17 protein-coding genes and 1 pseudogene are annotated in these 19,895 nt (G+C 72.3%); 6 read left to right on the forward strand and 12 right to left on the reverse strand.

Translation table 11 applies throughout. The annotated features are described in order from the left end of the window. The 5 genes and pseudogenes from ABZ321_RS42115 to ABZ321_RS42135 all read left to right on the forward strand — a co-directional run. Positions 1–810 (forward strand): annotated as a pseudogene (locus ABZ321_RS42115) (hypothetical protein); the annotation flags it as partial. A gap of 689 nt (positions 811–1,499) precedes the next feature. Next, positions 1,500–2,525: a LacI family DNA-binding transcriptional regulator gene (locus ABZ321_RS42120; RefSeq protein WP_354901318.1), complete on the forward strand. Its 1,026-nt coding sequence runs from the start codon at positions 1,500–1,502 to the stop codon at positions 2,523–2,525. A 92-nt stretch (positions 2,526–2,617) separates the two neighbouring features. Beyond that, positions 2,618–3,205, forward strand: a complete 588-nt coding sequence (locus ABZ321_RS42125; RefSeq protein WP_354901320.1) for a pyridoxamine 5'-phosphate oxidase family protein — start codon at positions 2,618–2,620, stop codon at positions 3,203–3,205. 79 nt (positions 3,206–3,284) lie between these two features. Continuing rightward, entirely contained in the window at positions 3,285–3,869 is a 585-nt protein-coding gene (locus tag ABZ321_RS42130; protein ID WP_354901322.1) for a DinB family protein, read from the forward strand. 10 nt (positions 3,870–3,879) lie between these two features. Continuing rightward, complete coding sequence (locus ABZ321_RS42135) at positions 3,880–4,746, forward strand: hypothetical protein (protein ID WP_354901324.1); 867 nt, start codon at positions 3,880–3,882, stop codon at positions 4,744–4,746. On the opposite strand, the gene ABZ321_RS42140 is transcribed toward ABZ321_RS42135, so the two are convergent. The 6 genes from ABZ321_RS42140 to glgC form a co-directional block, all read right to left on the reverse strand. After that, a complete protein-coding gene (locus ABZ321_RS42140; RefSeq protein ID WP_354901326.1) occupies positions 4,724–5,557 on the reverse strand; it encodes a hypothetical protein in 834 nt (277 codons plus the stop codon). The genes ABZ321_RS42135 and ABZ321_RS42140 overlap by 23 nt on opposite strands. 85 nt (positions 5,558–5,642) lie before the next feature. Further along, positions 5,643–7,775, reverse strand: coding sequence for a 1,4-alpha-glucan branching protein GlgB (gene glgB / locus ABZ321_RS42145; protein WP_354901392.1), 2,133 nt, complete (start codon positions 7,773–7,775; stop codon positions 5,643–5,645). A gap of 8 nt (positions 7,776–7,783) precedes the next feature. Next, positions 7,784–9,121, reverse strand: a complete 1,338-nt coding sequence (locus tag ABZ321_RS42150; protein WP_354901328.1) for a maltokinase — start codon at positions 9,119–9,121, stop codon at positions 7,784–7,786. Between the two features lie 15 nt (positions 9,122–9,136). Then, positions 9,137–10,870 carry a maltose alpha-D-glucosyltransferase gene (gene treS / locus ABZ321_RS42155; protein WP_344502233.1) on the reverse strand — a complete coding sequence of 578 codons (1,734 nt, stop codon included), beginning with the start codon at positions 10,868–10,870 and terminating at the stop codon, positions 9,137–9,139. A gap of 21 nt (positions 10,871–10,891) precedes the next feature. Beyond that, on the reverse strand, positions 10,892–12,994 hold the full coding sequence (locus tag ABZ321_RS42160) for an alpha-1,4-glucan--maltose-1-phosphate maltosyltransferase (protein WP_344502234.1): 2,103 nt from the start codon (positions 12,992–12,994) through the stop codon (positions 10,892–10,894). 52 nt (positions 12,995–13,046) lie between these two features. Continuing rightward, positions 13,047–14,282: a glucose-1-phosphate adenylyltransferase gene (gene glgC / locus ABZ321_RS42165; RefSeq protein WP_344502235.1), complete on the reverse strand. Its 1,236-nt coding sequence runs from the start codon at positions 14,280–14,282 to the stop codon at positions 13,047–13,049. A gap of 61 nt (positions 14,283–14,343) precedes the next feature. Between glgC and glgA the strand changes: the two genes are divergently transcribed. Further along, complete coding sequence (gene glgA / locus ABZ321_RS42170; RefSeq protein ID WP_344502236.1) at positions 14,344–15,528, forward strand: glycogen synthase; 1,185 nt, start codon at positions 14,344–14,346, stop codon at positions 15,526–15,528. On the opposite strand, the gene ABZ321_RS42175 is transcribed toward glgA, so the two are convergent. Genes ABZ321_RS42175 through ABZ321_RS42200 form a run of 6 tightly spaced genes read right to left on the reverse strand, consistent with a single transcriptional unit; the run spans position 15,510 to position 19,757 of the window. Next, a complete protein-coding gene (locus ABZ321_RS42175) occupies positions 15,510–16,454 on the reverse strand; it encodes a nucleotidyl transferase AbiEii/AbiGii toxin family protein (protein ID WP_354901331.1) in 945 nt (314 codons plus the stop codon). The two genes, glgA and ABZ321_RS42175, sit on opposite strands and share 19 nt — an antisense overlap. Beyond that, a complete protein-coding gene (locus ABZ321_RS42180; RefSeq protein ID WP_354901333.1) occupies positions 16,442–16,996 on the reverse strand; it encodes a hypothetical protein in 555 nt (184 codons plus the stop codon). Before ABZ321_RS42180 ends, ABZ321_RS42175 begins: the two co-directional genes overlap by 13 nt. Beyond that, positions 16,989–17,753 carry a 3-oxoadipate enol-lactonase gene (gene pcaD / locus ABZ321_RS42185; protein ID WP_354901335.1) on the reverse strand — a complete coding sequence of 255 codons (765 nt, stop codon included), beginning with the start codon at positions 17,751–17,753 and terminating at the stop codon, positions 16,989–16,991. The genes ABZ321_RS42180 and pcaD overlap by 8 nt, the downstream gene beginning before the upstream one ends. A gap of 47 nt (positions 17,754–17,800) precedes the next feature. After that, entirely contained in the window at positions 17,801–18,283 is a 483-nt protein-coding gene (locus ABZ321_RS42190; RefSeq protein WP_354901337.1) for a hypothetical protein, read from the reverse strand. Further along, positions 18,280–18,963: a class I SAM-dependent methyltransferase gene (locus ABZ321_RS42195; protein ID WP_354901394.1), complete on the reverse strand. Its 684-nt coding sequence runs from the start codon at positions 18,961–18,963 to the stop codon at positions 18,280–18,282. The genes ABZ321_RS42190 and ABZ321_RS42195 overlap by 4 nt, the downstream gene beginning before the upstream one ends. 5 nt (positions 18,964–18,968) lie before the next feature. Further along, positions 18,969–19,757 carry a DUF2071 domain-containing protein gene (locus tag ABZ321_RS42200; protein WP_354901339.1) on the reverse strand — a complete coding sequence of 263 codons (789 nt, stop codon included), beginning with the start codon at positions 19,755–19,757 and terminating at the stop codon, positions 18,969–18,971. Positions 19,758–19,895 lie beyond the last annotated feature (138 nt).

Genomic DNA, 19,895 nt, shown 5'->3' on the forward strand with positions numbered 1-19,895 from the left:
GACGGCGCTTCCCCGGACGGCGCTTCCCCGGACGGCGCTTCCCCGGACGGCGCTTCCCCGGACGGCGCTTCCCCGGACGGCGCTTCCCCGGACGGCGCTTCCCCGGACGGCAGTTCTTTGGAGGGCGGTGACCGGATCGCGCAGGTCCTGACGGCCGCGATCCTGGTCAACCTGTCCGCGTTCATCGCCTCCACGCAGGCCGGCGACATCGGCAGCGCCCGGCAGATCGTCGCCGTGCTGCCCTTCGGCGCGGTCCTCGCCGCCAGGGTGTGGGGCGACCGGCTCCTCACGGCCGCCCCCGCCGTACGGCGGATCGGGGCCGTCGCCGGCGTGATCCTCGTCGTCGCGTTCTCGACCCAGTCAGCCGGCGCGAAGCCGCAGCCGCCGGAGGCGCACGAGGTCGCGGAGTACCTCGTCGCGCACGACCTCCGGTACGGGCTCGGCAGCTACTGGGGCTCCAACGTCATCACCCTCGCCAGCAACGGACGGGCGCAGGTCGCGCCGGTGATCGGCCCCGACATCCGCTCGTACCGCTGGGAGTCCGACGCCGACTGGTACGACGCCACCAAGCACGACGCCCGGTTCCTCGTCATCGACCTGAAGCACGCCCGGTACGGCACGGTCGACGCCGCGGTCGCGCAGTTCGGCGTGCCCGTCGAGCGTCACGACTTCGGCCGGTGGGCGCTGCTCGTCTACGACCACAACCTGCTCGCCGGACTGCCCGCGCAGTGCGGCGGCCTGGCCGCCGCCACCCACACGCACTGCCCGCCCCTGTCCCCGAAGATCCCCGGCGCCGGCCTATTGGACTGATGACCGACCCCATGGATGGCTGGCCTGCTGGACTGACAGCCGATCCCGGCGCCGGCTTATCGGACTGATGGCCGACCTCATGGATGGCCGCTGAGCTGACGGCTGATCCCGGCGCCGGTCTGCTGGACTTAATTGCCGATCCCGTGGGCGGCCTGCTGGACTGATGGCCGGTTCCGTGGGCGGTCTGCTGGCGGATACCGGCCGTCCACGTGCCCGAGCTCAGTGGTCGCGTTACACCACGTGCAATTCCTGGACTGATGGCTGATGCCAGCCTTCTGGGCTGGTGCCGGGCTGCCGGGCTGACGGCGGATCTCGTGGGCGGTCTGATGGCGGATCTCGTCAGATCGCCCCGTGAGATCAGATCGCTGTGAGATCAGATCGCTGTGAGATCAGATCGCTGTGAGATCAGATCGCTGTGAGATCAGATCGCTGTGAGATCAGATCGCTGTGAGATCGGACTTGGTGCTTGGTTCCGGTGGCGCGCCGACTAACCCACCTTAGCATCACCGAAAAAATTTCTTGTCGGTCCTGCACTCACTGTAACTCCCCGCCGTCAGCGCGTCAAGCGGCGGTCCGGTTCCGGTGGTGAGTGGGCGCTCGCTGGGCGCCGAAAGTTTCGGGGGTATTTCGGTACTGCTTCCCGGGGTGTACGGTCCCCATCACTGTGTTGCCGTTCGAAAGGTTGCGGCATGGTGACGAAACGGCCGACGATGGCGGAGATCGCGCGGGAGGCCAACGTGGCGATCTCTACCGTGTCCAAGGTTCTCAACGGGCACACCGACGTCTCGAACACGACCCGCAAGCACATCGAGCAGCTGCTCGCCGATCGTGGCTACCAGCGGCCGCACGCGTCGCGCCGGCCCGGGCGCCGCAGTGACCTGGTCGACCTGGTCATCAACGAGCTCGACAGCGTCTGGGGGCTGTCGATCCTGACCGGGGTCGAGGAGGTCGTGGAGGCAGCGGGCCTCGGGCTGGTGGTCTCCGCGGTACACAACCGGGAGAGCCTGACCAGACGGTGGCTGGAGTCGCTGCTGGCCCGCGGGTCGCAGGGCGCGATCCTCGTGCTGTCCGAGCTCAGCGAGCACCAGCGGGCCGAGCTGGCGCGCCGGAGCATGCCGTTCGTCGTCGTGGACGGGGTGAGCCAGCCGCCGCCGGACGTGGCCTCGATCGGCGCGACCAACTTCGCCGGTGGGTACGCCGCGACCGAGCACCTCGTCGGGCTCGGGCACCGGCGGATCGCCGCGATCGGCGGGCCGGAGCAGCTGCAGTGCACCCGCGCCCGCATCGCCGGCTACCGTGCCGCGCTCGAGTCGGCCGGGATCGCCGCGGACCGGCACCTGGTGCGGTACGGAAACTTTCACCACGACGGCGGCCTGCGGGCGATGGCCGGGTTCCTGGCGCTGCCGGACCCGCCGACCGCCGTGTTCGCCGGCAGTGATCAGCAGGCCACCGGCGTCTACGAGGCGCTGCGGCAGGCCGGGCTCGGCGTGCCGCACGACGTGAGCGTGGTCGGCTTCGACGACCTCAACTTCGCCGAGTGGACCGCGCCGCCGCTGACCACGGTCCGCCAGCCGCTGCACGAGATGGGTGTCGCCGCGGCCCGGACCCTGCTGCGCATCATCGCCGGTGAGCGCCTCGAGTCGACCCGGATCGAGCTGGCCACGCGGCTCGTGGTCCGGGAGAGCACCGCCGCGCCGGCGATGGTGCCGCTGTAAGAGTCGGCGATGGTGCCGCTGTAAGGACCGTCACGCTCGGTATACGGGACAGGGGGCTGACGGGGCGTCGCGGGCGGCGGACGATGGCGGGTATGGGCAAGGTCTACGAACGTATCGACGGCCGGCTGCGGGCCTTCATCGAGGCGCAGCACATCTTCTTCACCGCGACCGCGCCGCTGTCCGGCGACGGCACCATCAACCTGTCCCCGAAGGGGCTCACCGGCTCGTTCGCCGTCATCGACGAGCTGACCGTCGCCTACCTCGACTTCGCCGGCAGCAACGCCGAGACCGTCGCCCACCTGCGGGAGAACGGGCGGATCACGCTCATGTGGTGCGCCTTCGACGGCCCGCCCAACATCGTGCGCGTGCACGGCCGGGGCGAGCCGGTGTTCCGCGACGACCCGCGCTGGCCCGGGCTCGTGGCACACTTCCCCGGCATCGACACGACCCAGCACGGCCTGCGCGCGATCATCGTCGTGCACGCCGAGCTGATCCGCGACACGTGCGGCTACGCGGTGCCGTTCATGACGTACGACGCCGACCGCGACCTGCACGGCAAGCGCTTCGCGCGGGAGGACGACGCCTCGCTCGGCGCGTACTTCGAGAGCAAGGAGCACGTGGGGGTCAGCATCGACGGGCTGCCGGGCCTGCCGCTGCCACTGCCGCCGACCCCCGTTTGAGGTAAAGGACGGAACCTGTCCGCAATGGTGGGCAGGATGGACCCTGACAAGCGAAACAAGCGAAACAAGGGGTCCTGTCATGCCGGATAACGTGCCTCCGGTCGCCGACGAGCGTTCAGGTCTGCTCGCCTTCCTCGACCAGCAGCGCCAGGGCGTGCGCATCGCCGCGTTCGGGCTCACCGACGAGCAGGCCCGGCTCGCGCCGGCCGCGAGCACGCTGAGCGTCGGCGGGCTCGTCAAGCACCTGGCCCAGATGGAGCGCAGCTGGGTCGCGACGATGCTGCAGCGGCCCTCGCCCGCCGTCGACTACGAGGACGGGTTCGTGCTGCGCGCCGACGAGACCCTCGCGGACGTCCTGGCCGACTACGTGAAGGCCGGCGAGGAGACCGACGCGGCGGTCGCCGGGATCACCGACATGGGGCAGCCGGTGCCGGTGCCGAAGGGCGTGCCGTGGTTCCCGGACGACGTGGACGCCTGGTCGGTCCGCTGGGTGCTGCTGCACCTCATCGAGGAGACCGCCCGCCACGCCGGCCACGCCGACATCGTCCGCGAGGCCGTCGACGGCGCCACCTGCTGGCCGCTGATGGCCGCCGCGGAGGGCTGGCCGGCGACGCCCTGGGTGCAGCCCTGGCAACCCGCCTCCGGGACCGCGCAGCCCGTCTAGCCTGGGGTTCATGGCCGTCCTCCGACGCGCCCCGGCGGTGGCCGGGGCAGTGGTCGCCGCCGTCGCCGCGAGCGGGGCCGCGATGCTGGCCGGTTCGGGTCGTGGCGAGCCGGCCGGCCCGTCCCTCGCCGCCCAGGTCGCGCCGGCCCCACCGCCGCCAGGACCGTCCGGCCCCGGATCCGGCCCGCCCGACGGGTCGCCGCAAGGTCCGCTGGACGGGTCGTTGCCGGGTCAGGTGTACGGGTCACCGCCTGGCCCGCTGGACGGCTCGCCGGGTGGTTCGGCGTCGCCGTCCGGGCTGGCGACGGGGCCGTTCGCCGGCACCGTGACCGGGCTGGCGACGGGGCCGTTCGCCGGCACCGTGACCGGGCCCGCGCCGCCGTCGCCGTCGATGGAGCCGCCGTCGCCCGGGGCGTCGCCGTTCGCCTCCGGTGCCGCCTGGGGCGCCGTGAACTGCGCGGAGGTCCGCATCCGCTTCGCCGGCGGCCCGCCGACCGACGCCGGCGGCCCGCTCGTGCCGTTCGGCGCGACCACCGTGACCCGCTGCGAGACGCCGCTGGCCAGCACGGCCCCCGCGGTCACCGGCCTGACCCCGCCGAAGGTCCTCACCACCGACGTCGACCGCCTCACCGCGATCCTCAACGCGCTCCCGGCCGTCCCCGCCGACCAGGCCTGCCTGCCGATCACCCTGCCGGTCCAGCTCAGCCTGGTCTTCACGTTCCGCGAGCAGCAGCCGCTCGCGGTCGTCGTCGACCCCACCTGCTCGGCACTGATCGCGGGGGACCGGGCCAGGTCGTACACGGCGATGAACCCACTACCGGTCTTCGACGCCCTCTTCAGCGCCCAGCCCGGCGTCACGCCCTCCGCACGGCGATGACCGCACCGTCCGGGCCGAGGACGACCCGGCCGCCCAGCGGGGCGTCCAGGACGAGCGTGTGCTGGGCGTAGCGGAGCACGTCATCGGAAGCGCAGTCGTCGCGCGTCGACCCGGTGCCCGCGGCGCGCAGCCCGACGGCGACCGCCGCCGGGGAGGCCACCGCCTCGGCGGTGACGGTGACCACGGGGCTGCCCGGGCAGGCCCCGCCGGCGGGTGTGAGCAGCGCGACGGTCAGCGTACGGTCGTCGCCGGCGATCACGGCGGTCGTGCCGGCGTCCGGGTTCTCGCCGGGCCGCCACAGCGCCGCCGGGTCGACGGCGGGCCACGCGATCGCGCCGAGCACGCCCGGCCCGGAGAACTGCCACGCGGGCAGGGCCAGCGGCCCCCGGTCGGTGGGGAACGTCGCCGGCGCGTACCGGACCTGGTCCAGCACGAGCACGGGGTCGGCCGAGCCGGCGAGGGGGCGGGCCAGCGCCGCGACGGCCGCGGCGGCGCCGATGACACCGAGCTCGGCCGGCCCGTCCGGCAGCGCGACGGTCGCGGTCGCCGGCCCGGCGGGCAGCGCGGCGGTCACACTGAACCGCTTCGCCGCGAAGGCCTGCTTCGCGGCGCCGCCGGTGAACCCCGCACCGGCCGACGCCGGGTCGCCGAGCAGCACGACCGGCCGCGGATGCCGCCCGGCCGGGAAGTCCGACCAGCGGGCGAGCGCGGCGCGGTCGGGACCGGCCGTGCCGACGACGAAGGGCGGTGGGCCACCCCGCCGGAAGTCCGGCCCCGCACAGCCGGCGAGCAGCACAAGGACCGCCACCACCACGGCGACCGCTGCCCTCCGCGCCGTCATCTCGCCGGGAGGCCCGCGGCGTCCGACGCCGCGGGCCTCACGGGGTGAGTGCGGGTCAGCCGAGCTTGAGCCACAGGGCGCCGAGGGGCGGGATGCGGAGCTCGGCGGAGGCGGGCAGGCCGTTCCACGGCTTGGCGGTGGCCTCGACGGCGCCGAGGTTGCCGACGCCCGAGCCGCCGTAGATGTCGGCGTCGGTGTTGAGGATCTCGGCCCAGCGGCCGGCGAAGGGCAGGCCGACGCGGTAGCCCTCGTGCGGGTGGGCGGCGAAGTTGACGACGACGGCGACCGCCGAGCCGTCGGCGGCCCAGCGCAGGTAGGAGAAGACGTTGCCGCCGGAGTCCTCGTTGTTGATCCAGCGGAAGCCGTCGGGCGTGACGTCCTGGCTCCACAGGGCCGGGGTGCGCTGGTAGACGGCGTTGAGGTCGCGGACGAGGCGCTGCAGGCCGGCGCGCTGCGGGTCCTGCAGCAGGCCCCAGTCCAGGCCGCGCTCCTCGCTCCACTCCTGCTCGTCGCCGAGCTCGCAGCCCATGAAGAGCAGCTGCTTGCCGGGGAAGGACCACATGTAGGCGAGCAGCGCCCGGGCGTTGGCGAGCTTCTTCCACAGGTCGCCGGGCATCTTGCCGATGAGGGAGCCCTTGCCGTGCACGACCTCGTCGTGGCTGATCGGCAGCATGTAGTTCTCGCTCCACGCGTACACCGTGGCGAACGTCATCTGGTTGTGGTGGTACTGCCGGTAGACGGGGTCCTTGGCGACGTAGGTCAGGGTGTCGTGCATCCAGCCCATGTTCCACTTGAAGCCGAAGCCGAGGCCGCCGGAGTCGGTGGGGCGGGTGACGCCGAGCCACGCCGTGGACTCCTCGGCGATCATCATGATGCCGGGGTGGTGCTTGTAGACGGTCGCGTTCGCCTCCTGCAGGAAGGAGATCGCGTCGAGGTTCTCCCGGCCGCCGTACTGGTTCGGCGCCCACTGGCCGTGCTCGCGGGAGTAGTCGAGGTAGAGCATGGAGGCGACGGCGTCCACGCGCAGCGCGTCGGCGTGGAACTCCTCGCACCAGTAGAGGGCGTTGGCGACGAGGAAGTTGCGGACCTCGGCGCGGCCGAAGTCGAAGATGAGCGTGCCCCAGTCGGGGTGTTCGCCGCGCCGCCAGTCGCCGTGCTCATACAGCGGCGTGCCGTCGAAGCGGGCGAGGGCCCAGGCGTCCTTCGGGAAGTGCGCCGGCACCCAGTCGAGGATGACGCCGATGTTGGCCTGGTGCAGGCGGTCCACGAGGTGACGGAACTCGTCGGGGTGGCCGAAGCGGGCGGTCGGCGCGTAGTAGCCGGTGACCTGGTAGCCCCACGACCCGCCGAACGGGTGCTCCATCACCGGCAGGAACTCGACGTGGGTGAAGCCGAGGTCGGTGACGTACTCGGTGAGCTGGTCGGCGAGCTCCGTGTAGGACAGGCCGGGGCGCCACGAGCCGAGGTGCACCTCGTAGACGCTGATGGGCGCCTCGTGGTTGCGGCGGTCGACGCGCTGGGCGAGCCAGTCGGCGTCCTTCCAGTCGTACGTCGAGCGGTAGACCACCGACGCGGTCGCCGGCGGCACCTCGGTGTGCTGCGCGAGTGGGTCGGACTTCTCGACCCAGCCCTCGTAGGGGGTCAGCAGCCGGAACTTGTACCGGTTGCCGGCCTGCGCGCCCGGCACGAACAGCTCCCAGACGCCGCTGCCGCCCAGCGACCGCATCGGCCAGCCGTCGTGCGGGCCCCAGCCGGTGAAGTCGCCGACGACCCGGACGCCGCGGGCGTTGGGCGCCCACACCGCGAACGCGACGCCGCCGGGGCGGGTCTGCGCGCCGAGGACCGTCCACAGCCGCTCGTGCCGGCCCTCCTGGATGAGGTGCAGGTCGAGCTCGCCGACGGTCGGCAGGTGCCGGTACGGGTCGTCGGTCAGCACCCCGTCGGCGTCGATGCGGTAGTCGGTGACGACGCCGGGCAGCTCGATCTCGAAGACGCCCTCGTCGTGCACCTGCCGCATCGGGTGGCGCTCGTCGTCGACGACGACCGACACGGTGCCGGCGCCGCGGCGCATGGCCCGGACGACGGTCGTCTCGGCCCCGGAGCCGGCACCAGCGCCACCGACGGGGTGGGCGCCGAGGACGCCGTGCGGGTCGTGCGAGCGGCCGGCGATGAGGTCGTCGAGATTCATAAGCTCCGTCACCTGGGTTCCGTCAGAGAGCCGTTGACCAGCCGCTCGATGGACTGCAGGGGGATCCGCAGCCAGGTCGGCCGGTGCCGCGACTCGTAGGCGGTCTCGTAGACCGCCTTGTCCAGCTCGTAGGCGCACAGCAACGCCTGATCCTCGCGGGGGTCGTAGCCGGCAGCCGCAGCGTAGCCGTCGCAGAATGCGGCGCGGTTACGGTCCACCCACTGCTTCGCCCGCGCGGCGAGCGCCGCGTCACCCTCCTCGCCGACGAGCAGCTGGTAGGCGGCGTACTCGTAGGAGCGCAGCATCCCGGCCACGTCCCGCAGCGGCGAGTCGGGCCGGCGGCGGACCTCCACCGGTACACCCGGCTCACCCTCGAAGTCGATCAGCAGCCACGACTCGGGGGTCCGCAGCACCTGACCCAGGTGCAGGTCGCCGTGGATGCGCTGCACGGTGATCGGGTCGTTGCCGGCGTCGCGGAACATCGCCTGGACGCCCGGCACGAACTCGGCGAGCTGCGGCACCGCCTGGACCGCGGCGTCGAGCCGGGCCAGCATCGCCTCCGCCGGCGCCGGGGCGGTCTGCGTGCCGAGCTCCACGGCCAGGGTGCGGTGCACGTGCGCGACCGCCTCCCCGAGCCGCCACGACTCGGCGGCGAAGTCGCCGCCGACCTCGTCAGGGTTGAGGTCGTGCTCCGCGAACAGGTCGCGGGCGCTGGTCGCGGCCATCGCCCAGCCCTCCGCGGAGTTCTGCGCGTACTCGGTGACCATCGCGAGGGTGACCGGCGCGCCGTCGGCGTCGGTGCTCTCCACCGCGCCGAGCAGCCGTGCCACGTTGGGGCAGCCGGCGCGGGCGAGGACCCGGTTGAGCTCCAGGTCCGGGTTGATGCCGGGGCTCACCCGGCGGAACACCTTGAGGATCGCGGCGCTGTCGTACACGACGCTGGTGTTGCTCTGTTCGGCGTCCACGACCCGGGCCGGCGCCTGCACCGGCAGCGCCACGCCGGGCTCCGGCACGAACCGGACCCCTTCGACGGTGGCGCCGGTGTCGATCAGGCCGAGCAGGCGCTGCGCGGACTGCTCGTCGTAGAGCGCGTCGAAGCCGGCACGGTCGTGCTCGGCGCCGATCAGCGCCGCCGCGTGCAGCTCGGGCACGACGTTGAGGTCCCAGCCGACGAACACCTGGTAGCGCTCGGTGCCGCCGTCCTCGTAGTGCGCGTCGAGCAGCACGTGGTCGACCTGGTCGGGCAGCGCCGTGACGGACGCCGGGCGGACATCGGTCAGGGTGCGGTTGCGGCCCGCGTACCACCGCTGGTGCGGCAGCCACTCGGTGAACGGCAGCGTCGTCATGAGATGGGTCTCTCCTCAGCTCTGCTCGGCCGGCGCGACGAGCTGGAACCAGTAGAAGCCATGGCCCGGCAACGTCAGCAGGTACGGCAGTTGGCCGATGTTCGGGAACTGGACGTGTCCGGTGAGCTCGATCGGGGTGTACCCGGCCCACTGTTGCAGGTTGAGCTCGATCGGCTGGGGGAAGCGCGACAGGTTGTTGACGCACAGGACCACGTCCTCCTCGTGCACGCGCACGAACGCGAGGATCGAGGGGTTGGACCCGCCGAGCTCCCGGAACACGCCGACCGCGAAGGCCTCGTGCCGCCGGCGGACCTGCAGCATGGTGCGGGTCCAGTTCAGCACCGACGTCGAGCTCTCCTTCTGGGCCTCGACGTTGATCGACTGGTAGCCGTACACGTGGTCCTGGATCGCCGGCAGGTACAGCCGGCCCGGGTTCGCCTGCGAGAAGCCGGCGTTGCGGTCCGGGGTCCACTGCATCGGGGTGCGCACGCCGTCGCGGTCGCCGAGCCAGATGTTGTCGCCCATGCCGATCTCGTCGCCGTAGTACAGGACCGGCGACCCGGGCAGCGACAGCAGCAGCGCGGTGAACAGCTCGATCTGGTTGCGGTCGTTCTCCAGCAGCGGCGCGAGGCGCCGCCGGATCCCGACGTTGGCGCGCATCCGCGGGTCCTTGGCGTACTCCGCGTACATGTAGTCGCGCTCCTCGTCGGTGACCATCTCCAGGGTCAGCTCGTCGTGGTTGCGCAGGAAGATGCCCCACTGGCAGTTCGCCGGGATCGGCGGGGTGTGCGCGAGGATCTCCGAGATGGGGAAGCGCGACTCGCGCCGGACCGCCATGAAGATGCGCGGCATCAGCGGGAAGTGGAACGCCATGTGGCACTCGTCGCCGTCGCCGAAGTACTGCACGACGTCGGCCGGCCACTGGTTGGCCTCGGCGAGCAGGACCCGGCCGGGGAACTCGTCGTCGATGACCTTGCGGCAGCGGCGGAGGAACTCGTGCGTCGCCGGCAGGTTCTCGCAGTTGGTGCCCTCGTCCTCGAACAGGTAGGGCACCGCGTCGAGGCGGAAGCCGTCGATGCCCAGCCCGAGCCAGAACCGCAGCACGTCGAGCATCTCCCGCTGGACCTCGGGGTTCTCGTAGTTGAGGTCCGGCTGGTGGTGGAAGAACCGGTGCCAGTAGAACTGCCGCCGCACCGGGTCGAACGTCCAGTTGGACTCCTCGGTGTCCACGAAGATGATCCGCGCGTCGGAGTAGGCGGTGTTGTCGTCGCTCCAGACGTAGTAGTCGCCGTAGGGCCCGGTCGGGTCGCGCCGCGACTCCTGGAACCACAGGTGCGAGTCCGAGGTGTGGTTCATGACCAGGTCGGTGATGACCCGGATGCCGCGCTTGTGGGCCGCGTCGAGCAGCTCGACGAAGTCCTCGACCGTGCCGAAGTCCGGCAGCACCTTGTAGAAGTCGCGGATGTCGTAGCCGCCGTCGCGCAGCGGCGAGTCGTAGAACGGCGGGAGCCAGAGACAGTCGACGCCGAGCCACTGCAGATAGTCGAGCTGGCCGATCAGTCCCTGGATGTCCCCGGACCCGTCGGCGTTCGAGTCGGCGAACGCGCGGACGAGCACTTCGTAGAACACCGCGCGCTGATACCAGGTCTCGTCCGCCGGCAGGATTCTCGCGTTGCCGAAGTCACTGGCTGAGGGGTGTTCGACCGTGCCGTCCGCGACGACGTGGGTGCCCTCGACCGGATCCGTCATGCTGCCACCTACCTTGTGCTGTCACCGGTGACGATGCACCGTGAACACGTGTGCCGGCTCGTACAGGGGGTCGAGCCGGACCGCGTTGTGTTGTCCCCAGTCGAAGGTCGCACCGCTGAGCTCGTCGCGCACCGTGAACCGCTCGTGCCAGTCGAGACCGAGCGCGGGCATGTCCAGGGTGGTGTTACCCCACTGGACGATGTGCGAATCCAGCGAGACCACGACGAGCACGGCGTTTTCGCTGTCAGGGTCCCGTTTTGAGAAGCACAGCAATTGTTCGTTGTCAATGCCGTGGAAGACGGTGTTGCGCAGCCAGTGCAGTGCGGGGTTGTCCCGGCGCACGAGGTTGAGCCGGCGCAGGTACGGCGCCAGGGACTCCCCGACGGCCTCGGCGGCGGCCCAGTCCCTGGGGCGCAGCTGGAACTTCTCGTTGTCCAGGTACTCCTCGGAGCCCGGACGGTGCAGGTGCTCGTAGAGCTCGTAGCCCGAGTACATCCCCCACGAGGGGCTCAGCATGCTGGCCAGGACCGCCCGGATCTTGAACATCGGCGGGCCGCCGTGCTGCAGGTGCTCGGGCAGGATGTCCGGCGTGTTGGGCCAGAAGTTGGGCCGCATGTAGTCGGCGGCGGCGATCAGCTCCTGTACGTATTCACGCAGCTCCCACGCCTGCACGCGCCAGGTGAAGTACGTGTAGGACTGGGTGAACCCGATCTTGCCCAGGCCGTGCATCATCGCGGGCCGCGTGAACGCCTCCGCCAGGAACAGCACGTCGGGGTCGACCGACTTCACCTCGTTGATGATCCAGTGCCAGAACCCGACGGGCTTGGTGTGCGGGTTGTCGACCCGGAAGATCTTGATGCCCTGCTCGACCCAGTGCAGCACGATGCGCAGGATCTCGTCGCGGATGCCCTGCGGGTCGTTGTCGAAGTTCAGCGGGTAGATGTCCTGGTACTTCTTCGGCGGGTTCTCCGCGTAGGCGATCGAACCGTCGGCGCGGGTGGTGAACCACTCGGGGTGCTCGGTGACCCACGGGTGGTCCGGCGCGCACTGCAGCGCCAGGTCCATCGCGATCTCGACGCCGGCGTCGCCGGCGGCGGCGATGAACGCCCGGAAGTCCTGCAGGGTGCCGAGGTCCGGGTGGATCGCGTCGTGCCCGCCCTCCTCGGCGCCGATCGCCCACGGCGAGCCGACGTCCTGCGGCCCGGCGACCAGGGTGTTGTTCGGCCCCTTACGGTTGACCCGGCCGATCGGGTGGATCGGCGGCAGGTACACCACGTCGAACCCGAGCTCGGCGACCTCGGCCAGGCGCGGGGTCGCGGACGCGAACGTGCCGTGCTTGATCGGCTTGCCGTGCTCGTCGACGAGCGCGCCCTGGGAGCGGGGGAAGAACTCGTACCAGGCGGAGAACAGCGCCCGCTTCCGGTCGCACCACAGGGGCAGCTCCTTGGAGCGGGTCACCTGCTGGCGCAGCGGATGACGCCACAGCACGTCGGTGAGGCCCAGCGCCGGGGACACCCTGGCGAACAGCGGGATCGTCGTGTCGGCGAGGGCCTGCGCGGCGCCGGTGACCCGGGAGCGCTCCGCCACCGGGACGCCGGTCGCGGCCTGGTTGAGCAGCGCCGCGCCCTCGGCCAGGTCGTTGCCGAGGTCCTGCAGGCCCTGCCCGGCACCGATCTTCTTCGTGACGGCGTCGTGCCAGGTCAGGTACGGGTCGGAGAACGCCTCGACCGCGAACGTCCACGCGCCGACCGCGTCGGGGCGCACCGTGCCGAGCCACGTGTCGGTGCCGACCGGGCCCGGACCCATGCGGGTGAACGGGCCCTCCTTGCCGTCGGGGCCGATGAGGACCACGTTGCAGCCCATCATCGAGTGGCCCTCACGGTAGGAGACGGCCGTCACCGGGACGAGCTCGCCGACGACGGCCTTCGCCGGGAACCGGCCGCCCTCGACCTGTGGCGTGACCTGCTCGATGGGGAAACGGTCCGCGGTCACGACACTCGGACCGGTGGCGGCCTGCCATGTTCCCGCGGGCGCGTCTGGTACCACCACGGGATCCTCGGAGGCGAGCGCGGTCTCGGTGTCGGTCCGGGCGATGGCAGGTGCTTCGGGTGTCGGGGTACCCATGATCCTCACCGTATCGAATCCGCGCGGGGTTGGCAGCGTTAGCGTCGTCTTCCTACGGCATGATGCGTTGACCCTTGCCGATGACCACGATCCCGCCCTCGGAGACCGTGTAGCGGGTCCGGTCCTTCTCCAGGTCGACACCGATCTCGGTGCCCTCCGGCACGATGACGTTCTTGTCGATGATGGCGTTGCGGATCACGGAGTGCCGGCCGATGTCGACGCCCTCCATCAGCACCGAGCCCTCCACGTGCGCCCACGAGTGGACCTTCACGTTGGGCGACACCACCGAGTTCTCCACCAGGGCGCCGGAGATCACCGCGCCGGGGGAGATCATCGACCCGACCGCCCGGCCGACCCGCTCACCCCAGCCGTGCACGAACTTCGCCGGCGGCCACGGGCTGTTGCCGGTGTAGATCGGCCACTCGAAGTTGTACAGGTTGAACACCGGCTGCACGGCGATGAGGTCCATGTTGGCCTCGTAGAACGAGTCCAGGGTCCCGACGTCGCGCCAGTAGCCGCGGTCGCGGTCCGAGCTGCCCGGCACGACGTTGTTGCTGAAGTCGTAGACGGCCGCCTCATGCTTGTCGACGAAGTACGGGATGATGTTGCCGCCCATGTCGTGCTTGCTGGACGGGTCCTGCGCGTCGCGGGTGACCGCGTCGATCAGCGCCCCGGTGGTGAAGATGTAGTTGCCCATCGACGCGAAGATCTCGTCCGGCGCGTCCGGCAGGCCCCGGGCGTCGCGGGGCTTCTCCCGGAAGGCGGAGATCCGCCGCCCGTCGTCGGCGACCTCGATCACGCCGAACTGGTCGGCGGTGGACAGCGGCTGCCGGATCCCGGCGACCGTCACCGCCGCGCCCGACTCGATGTGCTGGCGCATCATCTGCTCCGGGTCCATCCGGTAGATGTGGTCCGCGCCGAACACGATCACGTAGTCGGGACGCTCGTCGTTGATGAGGTTCAGGCTCTGGTAGATCGCGTCCGCGGACCCGGCGAACCAGCGCGGCCCGAGCCGCTGCTGCGCCGGCACCGGCGTCACGTAGTTGCCGAGCAGGGTCGACATGCGCCAGGTCTTCGTCACGTGGCGGTCCAGCGAGTGCGACTTGTACTGGGTCAGCACGACCATCTTCAGATAGCCGCCGTTGGCCAGGTTCGACAGGACGAAGTCGATCAACCGGTAGATGCCGCCGAACGGCACCGCCGGCTTCGCCCGGTCAGCGGTCAAGGGCATCAATCGCTTGCCCTCGCCGCCGGCGAGGACGATCGCGAGGACTTTTTTGGCGGCCATGGTCGAGACGCTAAACGTGTCCGGCGTGTTGCGCCAGACGAACCCAATTAGTCTTTCCAACGTGCGCGTAGACCTACTGACTCGAGAGTACCCCCCGGACGTTTACGGTGGTGCCGGCGTTCATCTGGAGTACCTGGCGCGGGAACTGCGCCGGCTGCCGCTGGACGTGCGGGTGCACTGCTTCGGCGCGCCCCGCTCGGAAGCGGGCGTGGTCGGCTACCCGGACCCGCCCGGGCTGCAGGGGGCGAATGCCGCCCTGCGGACCATGGGGGTGGACCTGGAGATGGCCGCCGGCGCGGCAGGCACCGACCTGGTGCACAGCCACACCTGGTACGCCAACTTCGCCGGGCACACCGCCAAGCTGCTGCACGGCGTCCCGCACGTCATCACCAGCCACAGCCTCGAGCCGCTGCGCCCGTGGAAGGCCGACCAGCTCGGCGGCGGCTACGCGCTCTCATCCTGGTGTGAGCGCACCGCGGTCGAGGCCGCCGACGCCGTGATCGCGGTGTCCGCCGGGATGAAGGCCGACGTGCTCCGGGCCTATCCGAGGGTCGACCCCGACCGGGTCCACGTCATCTACAACGGCATCGACACCGAGCAGTACGCGCCGGACCCCGGCCTGGACGTCGTCACCCGGCTCGGCATCGACCCGCAGCGGCCCAGCGTCGTGTACGTCGGCCGGATCACCCGGCAGAAGGGCCTGCCCTACCTGCTGCGGGCGGCCCGGCGGCTCCCCGCCGACGTGCAGCTGGTGCTGCTCGCCGGCGCCCCCGACACGCCGGAGATCGCGGCGGAGGTGACCGCGCTCGCCGATGAGCTGCGTGCCACCCGCTCCGGCGTCGTCTGGGTGCAGGAGATGCTGCCGAAGCGGGAGGTCATCCAGGTCCTCACCCACGCCACCCTGTTCGTCTGCCCGTCGATCTACGAGCCGATGGGTATCGTCAACCTGGAGGCGATGGCCTGCCAGACCGCGGTCGTCGCGACCGCCACCGGCGGCATCCCCGAGGTCGTCGCGGACCGCGAGACCGGCCTGCTCGTGCCGATCGAGCAGGTCACCGACGGGTCCGGCACGCCGCTGGACGAGGACCGCTTCGTCGCGGACCTCGCCGACGCGATGAACGAGCTGCTGGAGGAGCCGGCCCGGGCCGCCGAGTTCGGCCGTGCCGGACGGCAGCGGGCCCTGGACCACTTCTCCTGGTCGGCGATCGCCCAACAGACCCTGGACGTCTACCGGTCCGTGTCGTAGCCCGCCACGTGGTGCTGGACCGCCCACGCGAGGCGGTCCAGCCAGCTCTCCGGGTCGTGGACGGGCCAGCTGGTCCAGTCGACGGCCATCGCACGGACCGCGGCCGGGTCGAGGGCGGGCAGCAGGCGGCGCAGCCGGGGCGAGAGGGTGACGCCGTCGAGCTCGCCGAGCAGGACGGCGTCGTAGACGTCCTTGCCGTGGGCGGCGCCCTCCCGGGTCAGGTCCTCGGCGAGCCACTGCAGCTTCCACAGCAGCGACAGCGCCCGGCTCGCCGTCCACACCGCCGTCGGCGGCCGGCCCGCGCCGCAGGGCACGACGGTCAGCACGGGCGGCTCCGGCAGCGCCTCGTCGTAGGCGAAGTCCAGCTGGACGGTGCCTTCCTCGTCGCCGGACCGCCACGGGACGTGGACGCGGGCGCCGGCCGAGCCGCCGTAGTCGAGGCGGTAGCCGGCGTAGTCCCAGTCCCGGTCGGGTGCGGCGTTCGCGATGTCCAGGACCGCGCCGCCCGGCGTCCGCGGGTGCCGCTCGAGCGCCTCCATCACCTTCAGGTGGGGCTGGTCGTCGGGGTCGATCTCCTCCGCGTGCATCCAGCGCAGGCCGTCCGGCGGCAGCAGCGCACGCACCCCGCCGGTGTCCTCGTCCAGGAACGCCGATGGCTGCGCCCGGCCGGCGCCCTGCGTCGCCTCGGGCCAGTACTGCACCGGGTCGACCCGGTCCACCCACGGGTGCGGGTGGCGGCTGTCCAGGCCCGAGACCAGCACGGGGCGGACGACCCAGTCGAGGTCGCCGGGCGGGCGGGCCCGGGCGCCGACCCAGGCCGGCATCGTCATGCTGCCCCGCAGGACCAGCGACTCGCCGGCGGGGTCGGCGGCGACGACGGCGAGGACGTGGTCGAGCACGTCCCGGTGCGCGGTCACTGGATCCATCCGGCGTCCAGCCCCGGGTTGTCGTCGACCAGCACGTACTCCTCCTCGACCTCGACCGGCACGAACGGCAGCTCGGCCAGCAGCGCGTCGAGGCGCCGCCGGGCCCCGGTGCGGTCCACGTCGTGGCAGCGCTGGGTCACGAACCGCTCGTGGCGGCCGTCGTCGCGGGTCCGGCGCGCGTTGCGGGACAGGTGGGCGCCGTGCCGCACGGCCACCGACCGTGCCGCGTCGATGTCCGCGGCGGTCAGGACCAGCTTCACGTGGTGCTCGAAGTAGCCCGCCGGCACCACCGGGTGCCAGGGCGGGGCCTCGATCTTGACCCGGCGCACCGTGAACCCGTCCCCGCGCAGCCGCTCCACCAGGGCGCCGGCCGCCGCGCGCTGCCCCGCCAGGTCGCCGCGGCCGCGGCCGGTCAGCATCGGCTGGTCGGCGTGGCCGCCGCGGTCGAGCCGGATCCTCGTGTACTTGAGGCCGGCGGCCGACGCCCACGCCGCGAGGCGCGGGTCGAAGTCGACGGTCACGTGGGTCTCGTAGTCACCCACCCACGTGGTCCCTGACGAGCTGGGCGATCGCGTCGGCCTGCTCCACGTTGGCCAGGTGGGCCGCGCCCGGCAGGACCACCAGGCGGCTGCCGGCGATCCCGGCGTGGATGCGCTCGCCGTGCTCCGGCGGGGTCGCCGGGTCGTCGGCGCCGGCGATGACCAGCGTCGGCGCGGTGATCCGCGGCAGGTCGTCGCGCAGGTCCATGGCGCCGATCGCCTCGCAGCAGCCGGCGTACCCCTCCGCCGGGCACGCCGCGATCATCGCCCGGTAGGGCGCGACCTTCGCCGGCAGCGCCGCCCGGAACCTGGGCGTGAACCAGCGGCCGAGGACCGCGTCGGCGATGCTGCCCATGCCCACGGTGCGGACCTGCTCCGCGCGCACCGCCCAGCCGTCCGCGGGCGGCAGGTGCGCGGCCGTGCAGATCAGCACGAGCCGCTCGATCCGCTCGGGCGCGTTGGCGGCGAGCCACATGCCGACCATCCCGCCCAGCGAGAGCCCGCAGTAGGACGCCCTGGCGATGCCGAGCCGGTCGAGCAGGGCCAGGACGTCACGGCCCAGGTCCTCGATCCGGTACGGCCCCGGCGGGGCGGGCGAGGCGCCGTGCCCGCGATGGTCGAAGCGCACCACCCGCAGGTCCGCGAGGGCGGGCAGCTGGGGGCGCCACATGTCGAGGTTGCTGCCGAGCGAGCCGCCGAGCAGCAGGACCGGCGCGCCGGGGGGTCCACTGGTGCGCTGGAACAGCGTCGTTGCCGTCACCGCGTCGTTGTACCACGCCACCCACCCGGCGGCCCCGCGCCGAGGTCCTAGCGTGTGAACAATGCCGCTGCGAACACGGCCACGATCCACGTCCAAAGTACGGTGAACCCGGCGTACCCGGCCCGGTGCAGCCGCGACCCGCGCCAGGTCCCGGACGGGAACGCGACGAACTGCGCCGCCCACCGCAGCCCCCAGAACACGCACTCGGCGCCGAGCACGGCCGCCGGGACCCGCCCGGGCCGCAGGAGGTCGGCGGCGAGCAGCAGCGGGGCGAGACCGAGCAGCACGCACATCACCCCGATGAAGAAGGTGTGGGTGTACAGCACGTGCCGGGTCAGCGGGTGCAACGCCGCGAACTGCGGCCGCCACGCCAGGACGCGGGGCAGCGCCACGTGCGCGACGCCGAGGGCGACGAGGACCGCCCCGACCAGCCGCAGCTGCACCTCGACGGCGCTCACCGCCGTCGCGTCGATGGCGGTCACCGCCGTCATGTCGATGGCGGTCACCGCCGTCATGTCGATGGCGGTCACCGCCGGAACACCAGCGCCCGCACCAGGGGCGTCATCGTCGTCTCGCCCGCGAGGGTGAGCCGGGCGCCGCGGGCCAGCCCGAGCCACTCCCGGCGGGGGTAGAAGTGCCAGGCGCCCGGCCCGTACGCGGCGACGGTCGCCGCGCCGCGGCAGTGCTCGACGAGCACCAGGTGCCCACCGGGGCGCAGGGCGCGGGCGACCTCGGCGAACAGCGCCAGCCGCTGCGCCGGGACCCGCAGCTCGTGCGCCGCGAACGCGAGGAACACGGCGTCCTGTCCGCCGTCGGCCACCGGCAGCGCGGTCACCCCGGCCGGGACCGCGCCGGCCGGCGGCGGGTGCAGCCGCCTGGCCCGCCGGACCGAGCCCTCGGTCATGATCACCGGGTCGAAGCAGTCGAGCACCGTCGGCTCGGCGTCCGGCAGCAGGCCGCGCAGCGCGGGGCTGATCTCGTCGAGGCCGGTGCTGATCACCGCGTACCGGCGCGGCGGCGGCACCAGGTCCAGCGCCCAGCGCCACTCGTACAGGCGGCTGCGGTCATACACCCACCAGGTGGCGGCGAGGCTCACCGCGACCCCGGCCGCGCCCGGCACCGCCAGGAGCCGCCACGGCCACGGCAGCGCCGCGGCGGCGACCAGCAGCACCGCCGCGACCAGGTACTTCGGCCAGTTGTAGCGGACCATGTGGATCACCGGGCGCTCCCGTCGAGGGCGCGGCGGACCCCGCGGTGCCAGCCGTAGTCGAGCCCGGCGACGTGGAACGCCTGCGCCAGGACCGGCGCCGTCCCTTCGAACGGGCCGCGCTCCAGGAACGTGCACCGGGTGACGCGGACCGCGACCGGCACCGGCGTCCAGGTGCTGCGGTGCGCCTTCACCACGACGATCCCGCCGTCCTCGGCGTCGAAGGTGTACGGCAGCGGCCCGGCGAACCTGCGGGCGGCGGTCGCGTCGGCGAACGGGGAGCCCGCCGGCAGCGGCGCGGGCGTGCCGTCCCGTGCCGGGGTGAGGTCGGCGGTGACGGTGAGGTCGGCGCCGCCGTCCCGGCTGTCGACCGTGGCGGTGAGCAGGTCGCCGTCGACGGTGAGCCCGACCGTGCCGACGTGGTAGCGGTACCGGGTGAGCAGGTTCCCGGCGCGGGCGAGGGCGGGCCGGCCCGTATCGCTGCGCAGGATGTACAGGCCGCGCATGGTCCTCCCGGCCGGCGTCGGGAACCTGGTGAAGATCCGGTAGCCGGTGAGCACGGCGTCGATGCCGAGCGCCGCGGGCAACGGCGCTGGCCGCAGCCCCTGCGTGGACACGATGCCGATCGCGACGAAGCCGTGGCTGCCGTGCGGGCCCTCGTACGTGTCGAGGGTCAGGCCGGGCGGCAGCAGCGGCGCCAGGACCGGGGCCGGCAGCGCGTACGTGAGGACGAGCGAGTGCCCGAAGCGGGTGCGCATCGGCAGGGGGTGTCGTCGCAGGGCCTGCAGCATGGTCATGCTCCGGCGGTGAGGGGGTGGAGGCGGACGACGGCGCCCCAGAGCAGGGACCGGTCGGGCAGCGGTCGCCGGGCAGCGGGGGCGTGTCGCGGAACGTCCGCAGCACGACCGGGCCGCCGGGCCGGACCCCGTGCCGCA

Source organism: Dactylosporangium sp. NPDC006015 (assembly GCF_040614215.1).
GTDB lineage: Bacteria > Actinomycetota > Actinomycetes > Mycobacteriales > Micromonosporaceae > Dactylosporangium > Dactylosporangium maewongense.